This window comes from Polynucleobacter sp. es-GGE-1, assembly GCF_018882005.1.
Classification (GTDB): domain Bacteria; phylum Pseudomonadota; class Gammaproteobacteria; order Burkholderiales; family Burkholderiaceae; genus Polynucleobacter.
Genome location: NZ_JACVPE010000010.1, coordinates 6,649 through 20,684 on the forward strand (window position 1 = coordinate 6,649; position 14,036 = coordinate 20,684).

15 protein-coding genes are annotated in these 14,036 nt (G+C 44.5%); 8 read left to right on the forward strand and 7 right to left on the reverse strand.

The window, feature by feature from the left end:
* Positions 1-309 (forward strand): hypothetical protein (locus tag ICN35_RS08865; RefSeq protein WP_216126810.1); only part of this gene is annotated, 309 nt, incomplete at its 5' end.
* A gap of 14 nt (positions 310-323) precedes the next feature.
* Here the strand turns inward: ICN35_RS08865 and ICN35_RS08870 are convergent.
* A complete protein-coding gene (locus tag ICN35_RS08870; protein ID WP_255535780.1) occupies positions 324-938 on the reverse strand; it encodes an SRPBCC family protein in 615 nt (204 codons plus the stop codon).
* Positions 939-1,170: 232 nt separating this feature from the next.
* On the opposite strand from ICN35_RS08870, the gene ICN35_RS08875 reads away from it, so the two are divergent.
* Both ICN35_RS08875 and ICN35_RS08880 read left to right on the forward strand, forming a co-directional pair.
* A complete protein-coding gene (locus tag ICN35_RS08875) occupies positions 1,171-1,491 on the forward strand; it encodes a DUF6150 family protein (RefSeq protein ID WP_215318946.1) in 321 nt (106 codons plus the stop codon).
* 16 nt (positions 1,492-1,507) lie between these two features.
* Positions 1,508-2,119: an MOSC domain-containing protein gene (locus ICN35_RS08880; RefSeq protein ID WP_216126815.1), complete on the forward strand. Its 612-nt coding sequence runs from the start codon at positions 1,508-1,510 to the stop codon at positions 2,117-2,119.
* Positions 2,120-2,183: 64 nt separating this feature from the next.
* On the opposite strand, the gene ICN35_RS08885 is transcribed toward ICN35_RS08880, so the two are convergent.
* Entirely contained in the window at positions 2,184-3,854 is a 1,671-nt protein-coding gene (locus ICN35_RS08885; RefSeq protein ID WP_216126817.1) for an MFS transporter, read from the reverse strand.
* A 331-nt stretch (positions 3,855-4,185) separates the two neighbouring features.
* Here ICN35_RS08885 and ICN35_RS08890 point away from each other — a divergent pair, with 331 nt between their 5' ends.
* The 4 genes from ICN35_RS08890 to ICN35_RS08905 are packed head-to-tail and all read left to right on the forward strand — an operon-like array spanning position 4,186 to position 8,910.
* Positions 4,186-5,271, forward strand: a complete 1,086-nt coding sequence (locus tag ICN35_RS08890; RefSeq protein WP_215295829.1) for a TRAP transporter substrate-binding protein — start codon at positions 4,186-4,188, stop codon at positions 5,269-5,271.
* A gap of 20 nt (positions 5,272-5,291) precedes the next feature.
* The gene (locus tag ICN35_RS08895) at positions 5,292-5,834 is read left to right on the forward strand and encodes a TRAP transporter small permease subunit (protein ID WP_215295830.1); all 543 of its coding nucleotides are present in this window, start codon (positions 5,292-5,294) and stop codon (positions 5,832-5,834) included.
* Positions 5,831-7,276: a TRAP transporter large permease subunit gene (locus ICN35_RS08900; protein ID WP_216126818.1), complete on the forward strand. Its 1,446-nt coding sequence runs from the start codon at positions 5,831-5,833 to the stop codon at positions 7,274-7,276. Before ICN35_RS08895 ends, ICN35_RS08900 begins: the two co-directional genes overlap by 4 nt.
* Before the next feature lie 35 nt (positions 7,277-7,311).
* A complete protein-coding gene (locus ICN35_RS08905; protein WP_216126819.1) occupies positions 7,312-8,910 on the forward strand; it encodes a gamma-glutamyltransferase family protein in 1,599 nt (532 codons plus the stop codon).
* Here ICN35_RS08905 and ICN35_RS08910 read toward each other — a convergent pair.
* Positions 8,897-9,526, reverse strand: coding sequence for a trimeric intracellular cation channel family protein (locus ICN35_RS08910; RefSeq protein WP_215295833.1), 630 nt, complete (start codon positions 9,524-9,526; stop codon positions 8,897-8,899). The two genes, ICN35_RS08905 and ICN35_RS08910, sit on opposite strands and share 14 nt — an antisense overlap.
* An 89-nt stretch (positions 9,527-9,615) precedes the next feature.
* On the opposite strand from ICN35_RS08910, the gene maiA reads away from it, so the two are divergent.
* Positions 9,616-10,284, forward strand: a complete 669-nt coding sequence (gene maiA, locus ICN35_RS08915; protein ID WP_216126820.1) for a maleylacetoacetate isomerase — start codon at positions 9,616-9,618, stop codon at positions 10,282-10,284.
* On the opposite strand, the gene ICN35_RS08920 is transcribed toward maiA, so the two are convergent.
* From ICN35_RS08920 to ICN35_RS08935, 4 genes are all read right to left on the reverse strand, one after another.
* A complete protein-coding gene (locus ICN35_RS08920; protein WP_216126821.1) occupies positions 10,277-11,221 on the reverse strand; it encodes a ketopantoate reductase family protein in 945 nt (314 codons plus the stop codon). The genes maiA and ICN35_RS08920 overlap by 8 nt on opposite strands.
* Positions 11,211-11,498 (reverse strand): 2Fe-2S iron-sulfur cluster-binding protein, encoded by a 288-nt coding sequence (locus ICN35_RS08925; protein ID WP_216126835.1) that lies wholly within the window; start codon positions 11,496-11,498, stop codon positions 11,211-11,213. Before ICN35_RS08925 ends, ICN35_RS08920 begins: the two co-directional genes overlap by 11 nt.
* 64 nt (positions 11,499-11,562) lie before the next feature.
* Positions 11,563-13,119 carry a Rieske 2Fe-2S domain-containing protein gene (locus ICN35_RS08930; protein ID WP_215295837.1) on the reverse strand — a complete coding sequence of 519 codons (1,557 nt, stop codon included), beginning with the start codon at positions 13,117-13,119 and terminating at the stop codon, positions 11,563-11,565.
* A 44-nt stretch (positions 13,120-13,163) separates the two neighbouring features.
* Positions 13,164-14,003: a class II aldolase/adducin family protein gene (locus ICN35_RS08935; RefSeq protein WP_215295838.1), complete on the reverse strand. Its 840-nt coding sequence runs from the start codon at positions 14,001-14,003 to the stop codon at positions 13,164-13,166.
* Positions 14,004-14,036: the final 33 nt, after the last annotated feature.

Below are 14,036 nucleotides of genomic sequence, written 5' to 3' on the forward strand. Positions count from 1 at the left end.
TACGGCGCCGTTATTAAGACGGAAGCAAAAAAAGAAATTGTTACACCTCAGGTGACGCGAACCTACAAGATTAAAGATTACAAAATCGATGATTATGAGTGTACCCAGCAATCCAACATCATTAGCTGCAATTTGATCAAAGAGTCCAACGGGGTAAGGCAGCGTAAACGTATTATTTACAATACAAGTACGCTCTCATTTGCCGAAATTGATGCCACTTGGTCTATTGGTGAAAAGATAAACCCTAACGAACGCACTATTGCTCGAGCAGAATTTATTGGTAGATGCGAAAAGCCGATCCTGAATTAAAAGAATGACGTAGCTTAGTTACAAGCAAAGTATTCAGTAAACTTCGCTTGCGCTGCTCTTTGTGCCATCAATTCGAATCGGCTACGAATACTATTTCTCACGAAATACTCAATCACCAGGGATGGAATGATGGAGTGCGGCTCCACAATCGCTTCATACCTAAAAAGCGTCTTATCCCTTCCCTCGCTAAGCCTCCAAGACCCTCGATATTGTTTGTTATCACCGCTTAGCTGCTCAAAAGTAATCAGTTTATTTGGGGTCTCTGTGTATTCCATGAGTGATTTCATTTCAACCGGAAAAAAGAGTATCTGCTCTCTAATTAACCTTTGAACACGTACCTTATTACGAGTCCGCGATATCACTTTCGATTCAACAATCCCAGGAATACTCTTGGCCCCCTCATAGCCAGTAATAAAAGCATAGGCAGCGCAGATATCGATTGGCACTGCATAACTAGCTTGAATTTTGAAGTACCCATCTTCTGAAATGACACTTACTTGCACATCATATGGATTCGCATTTTCTTGTGCATGACTATGCAGTGCGCTGATAAATAAGAATAGGCAAACAATCCATTTCATCATTTGATTGTCATGCCAAATTGTAAAGGCAGGATTTTGACCTGACATGTTCTCTCTTGACTTAGATATTAAGGGTGCCTAGATGCTCCGCTGTTCATATGACAAGTTTATGAATCTAGTCAATAGCTGCCATATTCGATCCTCAAAAATAAGAGTGCATTATGAGGCTTAAAGTGCAATGAGTTTGCTCTAAAGAATCGATCTTGGCACCCTTTTTCTAAGAAATAGCTCAGTTACTCTAATCTGCAGCTACCCTTCTAAGAAATCGTAATATAGATGCATGAAAAGAGATTTCCAAAAACGGCTTGTCTTAGTGTTCTTGAGTGTTTTGATGCCTCTTGGCGCTTCTGCAGCCCAAATCTTCATTACTAACTATCCATCAGAAGCCAATGCTAAGGTCTTTGTTACAAAGTACCCGTCTGAAGCGAACTGCATTGTCTACGAAACCCAATACTCCAGCGACAAGGAACCAGGGGTATGGTTTTATACAAAATATAAAAGTGATGCGCGAGCCACTATCTACTACACCCAATACAAATCCGATGCCGACCTTATTGTGTATTTCACAAAATACAAAAGTGATGCACGCTGCCGTTACTAACAAAGAAACTTAAAGCTTGAAACTCATTTCAATTTCAGCAGGAAAAGTTTTGCCTTTGTTTGGCAACCACCACCCCGATTACAAATCAGTCGCTTCGGCAATTCATAAGAAGAGTATTAGTAATTTACAAAATCCCATTTCAGTTGAAATTAATACTCTTGGAGTGCAGAGTGATGAGCAGGCTGACTTGAATGTGCATGGTGGCATTGAAAAAGCCATCTATGTTTATCCTGTAGAGCATTATGCTTTTTGGAACGAACTACTCAGCCGAGAAACTAAAAAAGAAGTTGCTCTTCAGCATGGGGCCATAGGAGAAAACTTCACCATCGAAGGATTGCTTGAGAGTGAGGTCTACGTTGGCGATACATTACTGATTGGCGATCTAGAATTTTCTGTAGTCAAACTGCGTGAACCCTGCTTTAAGTTCAATGCAGCAGTGGGCTATAAAGGTGCTAGTAAAGCGATGCTCCAGTCGGGCTTTAGTGGCTGGTATCTCAGAGTCATCAAGACTGGCATCTTGGCTGCCGGAGCACAGATTACTCTTGTTCCTGGAGCAAGAGATATTTCAATTGCTCAGCAAAATCAAAAGTTACTAAACAATCGCAATCAAAAAGATTTGTGGGAATAAAAAAGCCCGATCATTTTGTGATCGGGCTTTTAGATACTACAAACTAAAGATGCTTTACATCTAATTAGTCACGTGCATAGATATCTACATCTTTGGTTTCTTTAACAAACAGTACACCGATTACCAATGTCATCGTAGCGATGATGATTGGATACCAGAGACCGTAGTAAATATTACCGTTCTGCGCAACCAGGGCGAAGGAGATCGTTGGCAACAAGCCACCGAACCAACCGTTACCAATGTGGTATGGCAAGGACATCGAGGTGTAGCGAATACGAGTTGGGAACATCTCAACGAGCATCGCTGCGATAGGGCCATAAACCATGGTCACCAAAATCACCAAAAATACTAACAAAGCCAATACCGCAACATGGTTAACCTCAGCTGGGTTAGCTTTAGCAGGGTAGCCGGCAGCATTCAATGCATCACGAATTTCTTTCTTGAACTCTGCATCTTTGGCTTTTGCATCTGCTGGAGCCATACCCTTGGAGGAGTAGCCAGTGATTTCAGTATCGCCAATCTTCACAATCGCTGTACTACCAGCAGCACCGGCAACGGTAGTATAGCTAGCAGAGTTTGAAGCCATCACTTGTTTTGCGATATCGCAAGAGCTTGTGAACTTCGCAGTGCCGGTTGGGTTGAACTGGAAGGTGCATTCAGTTGGATCAACCGTAATAGAAGCTGGTGCAGTTGCCATTGCCTTCTCTAACTGTGGGTTGGAGAAGTGAGTCAAGGCATTAAATACTGAAACTGGCGTATTTGGAATGTAAGTAATGATCGCCAATAACAAGCCGCCCATGATGATCACTTTACGGCCAATCTTGTCAGACAAGGCGCCAAATACTACGAAGAATGGTGTGCCGATAACCAACGAAGCAGCAATCAACAAGTTCGCAGTTTTAGCATCTACCTTCATCACTTGGGTGAGGTAGAACAAAGCATAGAACTGGCCCGTGTACCAAACCACTGCTTGACCGGCAACTAGACCAAACAATGCCAAGATCACAATCTTCAAGTTCTTCCATTGACCAAATGATTCTGTCAAAGGTGCTTTAGATAACTTACCTTCATCTTTCATCTTCTTGAAAGCTGGTGATTCATTCATGGACAAACGAATCCATACAGAAATTGCCAACAAAGCGATAGAAGCAATAAAAGGAACGCGCCAGCCCCAAACCTCAAAGTCTGGACCAGTGAATTCACGTGTAAACAAAATCACAAGCAAGGAGAGGAACAAGCCCAGAGTAGCGGTTGTCTGAATCCAAGCTGTATATGCACCGCGCTTACCATGAGGGGCATGCTCTGCAACATAAGTAGCAGCACCACCGTACTCACCACCTAAGGCCAAACCTTGCAGCATACGCAATGCAATCAAGATGACTGGGGCAGCAACACCGATAGATGCATAGTTAGGCAGAATACCCACGATGAAGGTTGCGCCACCCATAAGCATAATAGTGACCAAGAAGGTGTACTTACGGCCAATCAAATCGCCTAAGCGGCCAAACACCAATGCGCCAAATGGACGCACTATGAAACCAGCGGCAAAAGCTAACAAGGCAAAAATGAAGGCAGAGCCAGCATCTAATCCTGAGAAGAACTGCTTGGCAATAACGGCAGCCAAAGAACCGTAAAGGTAAAAGTCATACCACTCAAAAACCGTACCTAAAGAGGAAGCAAAAATAACTTTGCGCTCTGCAGCGGTCATTGGGGCTGCTTTAGTTGATGTTGACATCAGTAGCTCCTAACTATTTATAGAAATAAAAAAACAACTCGTCGATTATCCTTAAAAAAATTCAAAGAAATCCAACACTTAGGGTAATTACTCATGAAATTCAGTCGGGGTATTCCCGAAAACTGCATATTTAATGCAATACACTTAATCCATGATGACATCATGGATTTGCACTATTTCATAGCAAGTTGCCCAATCAAGGTGCATATTCGAAAAACCAAGTGCAACACCCAGAATTTGTCTATTTGCACTTCGATTTAATAGTCTCTGAAGTTATTAAAAAGGCATAGCTCAATATGCCGCCAAAAATATTACATAAGGAGCATTTCAAATGAAAAGACGTGACTTTCTAGGTAAAACAGCAATCGGCGCTGCTGCTGGAGTACTGGCTGCACCCGCCATTGCACAATCTATGCCAGAAGTGAAGTGGCGCTGCGCCTCTAGCTTTCCTAAAAGCCTAGACACCATTTACGGTGGTGGTGAATTTATCTCCAAGCGAGTAGCCGCACTGACCGATGGCAAGTTCCAAATTCGTATTTTTGGTGCAGGTGAAATCGTCCCAGCCTTCGGTACGGTTGATGCCGTACAACAGGGTACTGTGGAATGTACTCATACTGCCGGCTACTACTTTGTAGGCAAAAATAAAACGTTCGCTTTTGATACGACCGTTCCGTTTGGTATGAATCAGCGCCAGCAAAATGCTTGGATGTATTGGGGCGGTGGCTTGAAACTCCAACGCGAGTTCTTGCGTGACTACAACATTATTTCTTTCCCAGCAGGTAACACCGGCACTCAAATGGGTGGCTGGTTTAAAAAACCAGTGAAAACTGTTGCTGACCTAAAAGGTCTGAAGATGCGTATTGCCGGTCTTGGTGGCGAAGTGATGTCCCGCTTAGGCGCAATTCCACAACAGATTGCCGGTGGCGATATTTATCCTGCTCTTGAAAAGGGTGTGATTGATGCGGCTGAGTGGGTTGGTCCTTACGACGATGAAAAACTAGGCTTTTACAAAATTGCTCCTTACTACTACTACCCAGGATGGTGGGAAGCATGTTCTATGTACTCCATGTACGTCAACATCAAAGAATGGGAAAAGTTACCTAAGCAATATCAAGAAGCTTTGGCTTCAGCATGTGCGGAGTGCAACATTGACATGATGGCTGAATACGACTACAAAAACCCAATCGCTTTGCAAAGCTTAATTAAGAATGGTGTGAAGCTGCAATCTTATTCAACAGACATTATGAAAGCGGCATCCAATGCGGCATTCGAAATGTATGAAGAAGAAGCAGCCAAGAATCCATCATTCAAGAAGATTTACGAACCTTGGAAAAAATTCCGCAACGATCAAATGCTGTGGAACAAAGTTGCTGAGCAAACACTCATGAGCTTCATGTTGACTAATCCAGTCAAATAAGGACTTATTGAGAATCTGATATGCCAAAACAATTTTTAGTTTTTGCAAGTTTCGTTGATCGTTTAAATGACCGTTTTGGTGTATTAGCGAGTTGGATGGTATTGATAGCCGTACTGGTCAGCACAGGAAATGCGCTGATTCGGTATGGCTTCAATGTCAGCTCCAATGGCTGGCTTGAAGCGCAATGGTATTTATTCGCCGGTATGGTGATGTTTGGTGCTGCAACAACTTTTCGTCTCAATGAACACGTGCGAGTAGACGTACTCTATGCAATGTACCCTAACAAATTTCGACTCTGGTTAGACTTTTGGGGTGGCATTGTTTTCTTCTTACCGGTAACAATCATCATTGGTTACTACTCTTGGGAATTTTTTATTACCTCGGTAATTCAAAATGAAACCTCGAGCAATCCTGGTGGTCTGATTCGTTGGCCAGTGCGTGGCGTGATTACTTTGGGCTTTTTCTTATTAACACTCCAAGGTATCTCAGAAATTATCAAACGCTATGCTGCCATTATTGGCATGATTCAAATCGATCCTAAGTACGAAAGACCGCTCCAATGATTAGCCATGAATTGATGGCCCCCATCATGTTTGGGGGCTTGATTGTATTTTTGTTGCTTGGATATCCAGCCGCTTTCTCTCTTGGCGCTGTTGGCTTATTCTTTTCTTTTATCGGCATCGAAATGGGCATGTTTCAGCCCACTTTCTTGCAAGCGCTACCAGACCGAGTCTTTGGCATTCTCTCGAATGACTTATTACTCTCCATTCCCTTCTTCACCTTCATGGGTGCAATTCTGGAGAAGTGCGGGTTAGCAGAAGACATGCTCGAAGGTTTGGGTCAATTGTTTGGCCCAATCCGTGGTGGTCTAGCGTATGCCGTCATCATTGTTGGTGCGATTCTGGGTGCGATTACTGGGACTGTTGCTGCATCAGTAATTGCGATGGGCTTAATCTCTCTGCCAATCATGCTGCGCTACGGTTATAACCCACGTGTCGCAACGGGTGTGATTGCTGCCTCTGGAACCATTACTCAACTCATCCCACCATCACTCGTATTAATTGTGTTGGCTGACCAGTTAGGTAAGTCGGTTGGTGATATGTATGCTGGCGCCATTGGACCTTCCATCATTCAAGTAGTGCTGTTCTGTTTGTTTATTTTCTTTTTGTCCATTTTTAGACCACAAGATGTGCCAGCACTTCCACCTGAAGCGCGTCCAAAAATTGACTGGAAACTATTCAAGCGAATCTTATGGGGCATTGTTCCCTCAATCGCACTCATCTTCTTAGTATTGGGAACCATCTTGATGGGTCTGGCTACGCCTACAGAAGGTGGAGCCATGGGGTCTGTAGGAGCTTTAGTTCTCGCTGCCATGAATAAGCGCCTTGAGAAACCGCTAGTCTGGGAGGCAATGACTTCCACGATGCGCATCAATGCCATGGTGATCTTCATTCTGATTGGCTCTACGGTATTTGGCTTAGCATTTCGCGGTGTTGATGGGGACCTCTGGATTGAGAATCTCTTATCAGGTCTACCAGGCGGTCAAGTAGGCTTCTTGATTGTGGTGAACTTGTTTGTCTTCTTCTTAGCCTTCTTCCTAGACTATTTTGAGATCGCCTTCATCATCATTCCATTATTGGCTCCCGTTGCGGACAAGCTCGGCATCGACCTGATCTGGTTCGGTGTTCTTCTCGGCGCCAATATGCAGACCTCATTCATGCATCCTCCATTTGGCTTCGCGCTGTTCTACCTGCGAGGGGTAGCACCAAAATCACTCAAGAGCTCTGATATTTACTATGGGGCCCTGCCCTGGGTTGGTTTGCAACTGATTCTGGTGGCCATCATCATCTTCATCCCAGAAACAGTGACCTACTTTGTTGATAAGCCAGCTGCTGTCTTTGATGCCAATGGTCCCTCCGTTGATCCATTGGCTGGAGTTGAACAAAATGAGATCACAGTAGACTCTAGTTCAGAGATCGAGCGACAATTGCGAGAAAATAAATAATATAAAAGCATTAGAAAAAATAGAGGGGTTTTGCAATGCAAGCAAAGTGGGGCATTCAGGGGATGGCGGTAGCGCCGCACTCCCTCGCTTCTGAATCAGCTTTAGCAGTTCTTCGTGAAGGTGGCAATGCATTAGAGGCAATGGTAGCTGCAGCGGCAACCATTGCTGTTGTCTACCCACATATGAATTCCATTGGTGGCGACTCTTTTTGGGTGATCCATTCACCAGGCAAAGCCATGGGCGGTATTGATGCCTGCGGTGCGGCAGCTGGCTTAGCAAGCAAGCAGTGGTATGCCGAGCGTGGCATTACCAAAGCGATTCCTTTTCGTGGACCAGTAGCAGCAAACACCGTTGCCGGCACTATCTCTGGTTGGGGTGCTGCGCACAAACTCTCAAAACAAGGTCTTGGCGGAAAGATCCCTTTATCGCGTCTGCTAGCGGATGCGATTCATTACGCTGAAGCAGGCGTACCAGTAACTTATAGCCAATCAAACCTAACTGCTAAAAAGCGTGAAGAGCTCAATCCCATTCCAGGATTTGCTAAAACATTTTTAGTGAATGGCAAAGCGCCAGCTGTGGGCAGTATCTTTAAACAAGCGCGCCTAGCTAAAACCTTACGGCAAATTGCCACCAAAGGAACAGATGATTTTTACCGTGGCGATCTTGCAGATTTGTTAGGCAAAGAACTCACTGATATTGGTAGCCCCCTACGTTTAAGCGATCTACATCGTCATCGCGCCAAACTCATTGATCCGCTGGAACTTAAACACAGCCTGGGTAATGTCTACAATATGGTACCGCCTACCCAAGGCGTTGTGTCACTCATGATCATCGGCATCTTGGATCAACTCAATCTCAAGCGCTTCAAGGTCGATAGCAGTGAATATGTTCATCATTGCGTTGAAGCGACTAAGCAAGCGTTTAAGATTCGAGATCAGTTTGTCACCGACCCCGCTTACATGACAAAAAATGCGCAGTCTTTTTTATCGCCAGCATTTCTGAAAAAGTTAGCTAAAAATATAGATCCAAACAAAGCTTTACCCTGGGGTCAAGGCAAGGGACCAGCCGACACAATCTGGATGGGCGTGATTGATGGTGACGGTAACTGCGTCTCTTTCATTCAAAGTATTTATCACGAGTTTGGCGCTGGTATTGTGTTGCCTCAGTCAGGTGTGAATTGGCAAAACCGAGGTTGCAGTTTCTCTTTAGATCCCAAGACACTCAATCATCTCGAACCCTATCGCAAACCTTTTCACACACTCAATCCTGCGATGGCTCTATTTAAAGATGGCCGCTCGATGGTCTATGGAACGATGGGTGGAGATGGTCAACCGCAAACTCAATGTGCCGTATTTACTCGCACAGCAACGCATGGACTGGATCCACAAGATGCGATTAGTCGTCCACGCTGGCTACTAGGGAGAACTTGGGGCCAAACTAGCGACAGCCTGAAATTAGAATCTCGCTTTAGCCCATGGGTTGCAAAAGAATTACATGCGATGGGTCATGAAATTGAGATGCTCGATGCTTTTGATGAAACCGTAGGTCACGCAGGTTGCATCATTCGCGAACCATCTGGCACTCTCCGCGGGGGCTGGGATCCTCGCAGCGACGGTGCCGTTAGCGCGTTTTAGTAATCCATATTTTGGGTACGCGCAGATCCCAATAAATAGCGGCTGCGCGTAAACCAAAGATTCCCAACATACAAAGTACGGAACCCTCAATCGCATACTGAGGTATGAAGTTCAATACCAGCACATAGGCACAACAACCCAGTGTTACCGGAATCGCATAGAGCTCATGAGACATGATCAGTGTTTTTCTACCGGCCAATACGTCGCGTATTAAGCCACCGCCAATTGCCGTAATCACCCCCAAGATGACAGGCGCAACAGGCAAGCCAAAATCCATACCCCAGGCCTTGTCTGCCCCCTGAATCGCAAATAGGGCAGCACCAAAACCATCGATATACAACATCCAGCGATATATCTGTGGTTGGGTAAAAAAAGACTCAGCAAAAAATGTCAATACGCTCGCACCCAATGCAAGCCAAACATAAATCTGTCCTTCAGACCAAAAAATAGGGGCTTCCAAGATAATGTCTCGAATAGTCCCCCCGCCTATTGCAGTGATCAAACCAAGTACTAAAACACCAAAAAGATCGACTCCACGATCGGCTATAGCCAATACGCCAGTGACCGCAAAGGCCATGGTTGCAATGATGCCAATCCAAAAATGAATTTCGTACATAAGAAATAGTCTAAAGCAATTGAAAGACACTTCTCGCCAATTTGCTTCATGAATATACTGTTAGCCATGAATACAACGAAAGCATCTCCATGAAACCCCAGCTCTATAGCTATTGGCGTAGCTCTGCTGCCTTCCGTGTTCGTATCGCATTGAATATCAAAGGTGTGGACTATGAAGTGCTGCCAGTGCACCTAAATAAAAATGGTGGCGAGCAACTATCTGAGGCGTATGCCAACAAAAATCCCAATCACCTTGTACCCTTATTTGACGATGGAAAAAATAGCATCCATCAATCACTTGCCATCATTGAGTACCTTGATGAGATTGCGCCTCAACCGGCTTTGCTACCAAGCTCACCGATCGATCGCGCTTGGGTACGTTCCTTGGCTATGGATATCGCTATTGATATTCACCCCATTAGTAATTTACGAGTACTACGCTACTTAATTAAACAAGTTGGCGCCAGTAATGAAGTAAAGGATGCCTGGTATCAACATTGGATCAAGCTAGGGCTTGCCAGCGTTGAAAAACAATTATGTAACGATCCACGCTTTGGGCGTTTTGCTTTTGGTGATCAACCTGGCCTAATTGATATTTGTTTAGTGCCGCAAATATTTAATGCCTTAAGCACCAAGATGAATATGAGCCCATACCCTACTCTCATGAAAATCTTCCATGAGTGCATGAATTTACCTGCGTTTATAGATGCTTCATGGGAGAAACAAATTGATGCAGAAGGGCCAAACCCCTCTATTTGATTGGTGATTCCATCATCTTGACTAAGGCATGAACAGATTCGTTATACGGCGTCGTAATTCCATGCCGCTTGCCTAGCTCGACAATATAGCCATTTAAGAAATCAATCTCTGTCATTTTTCCTCTAGCCAGATCCTGGGCGGTTGAGGAAACCTGAGTAGCCATAGTGCTAGCAATAGAAGCATTTGCCGCAAGTGCCTCTGACATCGTGATATTGACATCTTCAAGCTCAGCAATCGCAAGAAACTCTTTGGTAATTTCTTCAATCAGTTTCACAATGCCAGGAGACTTCACCATCTCCCCATAAGCAATCTGACCAATCCCAGAAATCGCATTGAAAGAACAGTTCACCAAAAACTTGAGCCACATATCTCTTTTAATCTGCGGCGCAATCGAACACGGAACCTTTGCCCCTTCAAATAACTTACAAATCTCTAGAAGCCCTTGATCGTCTTGAGGAACGGTGTTTGATGGATCACCAATCAGCAACTCACCTCTACCATGATGTTTCATAGTTCTTTGATCAATCATCCCTGCAGCAACATAGACCACCGCCGCATAAACCGTATTCACAATGATTTTGGTAGCAATATCAATATTGGCTACCCCATTTTGCAAACTGAGGATTACTGCCTTACTTGGCAAAATAGATTTAATTTCTGCAAGCGTGCGTTCTGTATCGAGCGACTTCACACTGAGTAAAACTAAATCAGCATCACTCAGAATAGCAAGATCAGAGCTTGCTTTGACCACAATCGTTTCATGAAATGCTTTGCAATCCATCTGCAAGCCAGATTCATTGAGGGCCGTGGCACGCTCAGGCCTGGCTATAAAAGTAACATCATGATGTGCACGGGCTAACATGCCACCAAAGTAACATCCTACTGCACCCGCACCTAAGACGTATATTTTTTGATTACTTTGTGCTTTATAAATCAAGGACCAGTGTTCCGATTTTGATATGAGAGATACAGGGAGTTAAGTACTCCTGATGCTCGGCATCACTCAAAATACAATCTCCGTGCTCTACGTCACCACTGATATATCTTGTCTTACACGTACCACATAAACCTGATTGGCAAGAAGTCGGTATCTCAATGCCTGATCTTGCCAAAGCATCGATAATGGACTCGTCTCGCGTAACATTTATTTTTTGGCCAGTACTCTGAACCTCAATCACTAGCCCTTCAGAGTCCGCGCTGGAAATTTTATTCACTTTTTTGTCTCACTCCACATCAAGAATGGGCTACGATTGCAGCCCATCTCTTCTGATCTATAGATTAATGCTTAAACTGTGCTTTGGCAGTTTGCTCAAGCTCTTCCATTTTTTGCTTCACAAAGTCAGAGCGCTCTTTACCCTTGTACTGCTCGCTTTCGGTGAGAATGGCAATCACGCTCTTTGCAACAAAGCGTCTTTGCGCTACTTCTTCTTCAGTCGTGGCGCCAATTGGCAACTCAAATACATTACCTGAACAATAGCTATTGGGTGCGCCATTCAATTCCTTTAACCACTCAGCAAAGGCTTCTGCGCTTGCCGCTGGATTAGAGCCACGAACGGCATCACGCAACATCTTCCTAAATAAATAAGGGCCTGCATCAAACTTTGTTGGATTCTCAAGCGCATGAATAGCGATTGGTCTCTGACTAATGATGGCCTCGTAATCACCAGGCGCATATTGAGCCATCTTGTAATTAGATCGCGCCCTATGGTCTGCTGGAATATCTACAATATCGTTAATCGTGTGATTGCCAAAACGCTCAGCCCTTCTCAAGGCAACTTGGCCATCCAAAAAGTCGATTGATTCATATCCGACCAGCTCTTTTTGTCCGATACCGCGAGTATCAATACCAGGGCCCATCACGCGCCAGCCAATCATCTTGCTATTAAAGTCGTCGACTGGAACTGTCCAACGGATGATATGGAAACGACTAAATAATTTTTTATTGGAGCCATCTTCAGAGGTATAGGCATGCAAGCTCAGATTTGGCAATACCTGGTGCTGAACGCGAATAAATAATTTGTCGTTATTAACACGACGCGCACCTGAACAAGCTAAGCCTCTGCCACCATGAATGGGCACAAACTGCATATCAGGGTGCACTTCCATCGTTGGGGAGCCCACTTCGTCAAATGTTGTACCTTGAAAATGGCCACCAACTACATTCTTAGCAGCATGCAATTCTGCTGTATGGAAATTATCGGCAGCATTGTCTTGCACTTGTAACCAATTACAGTGCTGGAAGTTGCTATAGGGCACCAGTTCATCGCCGGGGGCTACCGTAAAATCAGACTCCCACTCTGGAAATGGTGGCTCTTTATCGGGAGGTCCCATATAAGCAAATACCAAACCATTTCTTTCAAATGCTTTGTAAGCACCTTGCTGAATCGAGCAGGCATATTTTTCTGCTTCAGCTTCCTCGCCCTTAGGGAAGGGTGCATTCAAACAAGTGCCGTCCACATCAAACACCATACCGTGATAGCAGCACTTAATACCGTGCTCTTGAATTTGCCCATATTCAAGTGAAGCGCCACGATGCACGCAATGAGCATGCAATACACCCACGCTTCCGCTACCATCACGAAACGCCACTAACTCTTCACCTAAGATGGTTAAAAATTTTGGAGTGTCAGTCAATTCAATTGACATGCATACCGGATGCCAAAAACCACGCATATACTCACCCATGGGTGTGCCGGGACCAACTTCTGTAAGCTCGGGATCATGCCCTGGAACTTTATTGGTGTAGTAGCCACCATAAGGAACTAATTTCTTAGGCGTTGCAGATCCTGCGGATGCACCGACCTTTTTCTCCGCTTGCTCCTGTTTACTTGTCATTACTGAGACTCCTGTTGTAACTAGCTATATCTAAAACTGTTCAATTAATCAAACATATCTGGCTGGTTTTCTTTTAGATAACCCCAGATTGGCTGGAAATGTAACCAACCAATATATTCGCTGCCCACGTGTTCACGGCTGTAGCGTGCAGTTTCTGGCGATAGCAACACAGGCTTAACACCTGTAGCCTCAACCATCATCTGCTGCTTACAACAACGCTCTAAAGCGATAAACCAGAACGCTGCAGCTTCAATACTATGACGACTTACTGTTAACAAGCCATGATTACGGTGAATAATCGCTTTCACTTTTTTCAAAGAACCTGCTACGTTGTAGCCAGAATTATCCTCAACTGCTACTTGACCAGCCTGTTCCGCTAAAACCATATGGTCTTCAAAGAATGCTGCGGCATCTTGAGAGATTGGATCCAATGGTTTACCTAGTGCCGCAAAGGCTGTTCCATAGACTGTATGTGCATGACACATAGCCACGATATCGGGATGTTTTTCATGAACTGCTGCGTGCAATACAAATCCAGCGCGATTCAATGCATGTTTACCCTCCAAAATATTGCCTTCATGGTCTGCCAAGATTAAGTTGGACACTTTCACTTGATCAAAATGCACTGCCATGGGATTCGTCCAGTACAGATTTGGATGTTCCGGATCACGCACAGTTAAATGTCCTGCAAATCCATAATCAAACTTTTCTAAGGCGAATGCTCGGCAAGCAGCAACCAATCGCTCCTTGAGATGCTGACGTTCCTCAGCAAAACTATTGAATTTTGCTTGGTAGGGAAAAATCTGGGATTTGTCTTCAGGTTGATAAATAGACTCTCTGTCGCCCAAGTCCAATTTACGTTCTTTCTCCATTACCTCAGCCATGTGAATTCCTTTTTCTGTAATTGAAGCGAATTT

Excerpts from the sequence above, each read along its gene's own strand:
- ICN35_RS08870 (WP_255535780.1), bottom strand. The coding sequence starts at position 938 with ATGTCAGGTCAAAATCCTGCCTTTACAATTTGGCATGACAATCAAATG.
- ICN35_RS08875 (WP_215318946.1), top strand. The coding sequence starts at position 1,171 with ATGAAAAGAGATTTCCAAAAACGGCTTGTCTTAGTGTTCTTGAGTGTT.
- ICN35_RS08885 (WP_216126817.1), bottom strand. The coding sequence starts at position 3,854 with ATGTCAACATCAACTAAAGCAGCCCCAATGACCGCTGCAGAGCGCAAA.
- ICN35_RS08890 (WP_215295829.1), top strand. The coding sequence starts at position 4,186 with ATGAAAAGACGTGACTTTCTAGGTAAAACAGCAATCGGCGCTGCTGCT.
- ICN35_RS08895 (WP_215295830.1), top strand. The coding sequence starts at position 5,292 with ATGCCAAAACAATTTTTAGTTTTTGCAAGTTTCGTTGATCGTTTAAAT.
- ICN35_RS08900 (WP_216126818.1), top strand. The coding sequence starts at position 5,831 with ATGATTAGCCATGAATTGATGGCCCCCATCATGTTTGGGGGCTTGATT.
- ICN35_RS08905 (WP_216126819.1), top strand. The coding sequence starts at position 7,312 with ATGCAAGCAAAGTGGGGCATTCAGGGGATGGCGGTAGCGCCGCACTCC.
- ICN35_RS08910 (WP_215295833.1), bottom strand. The coding sequence starts at position 9,526 with ATGTACGAAATTCATTTTTGGATTGGCATCATTGCAACCATGGCCTTT.
- maiA (WP_216126820.1), top strand. The coding sequence starts at position 9,616 with ATGAAACCCCAGCTCTATAGCTATTGGCGTAGCTCTGCTGCCTTCCGT.
- ICN35_RS08930 (WP_215295837.1), bottom strand. The coding sequence starts at position 13,119 with ATGACAAGTAAACAGGAGCAAGCGGAGAAAAAGGTCGGTGCATCCGCA.
- ICN35_RS08935 (WP_215295838.1), bottom strand. The coding sequence starts at position 14,003 with ATGGCTGAGGTAATGGAGAAAGAACGTAAATTGGACTTGGGCGACAGA.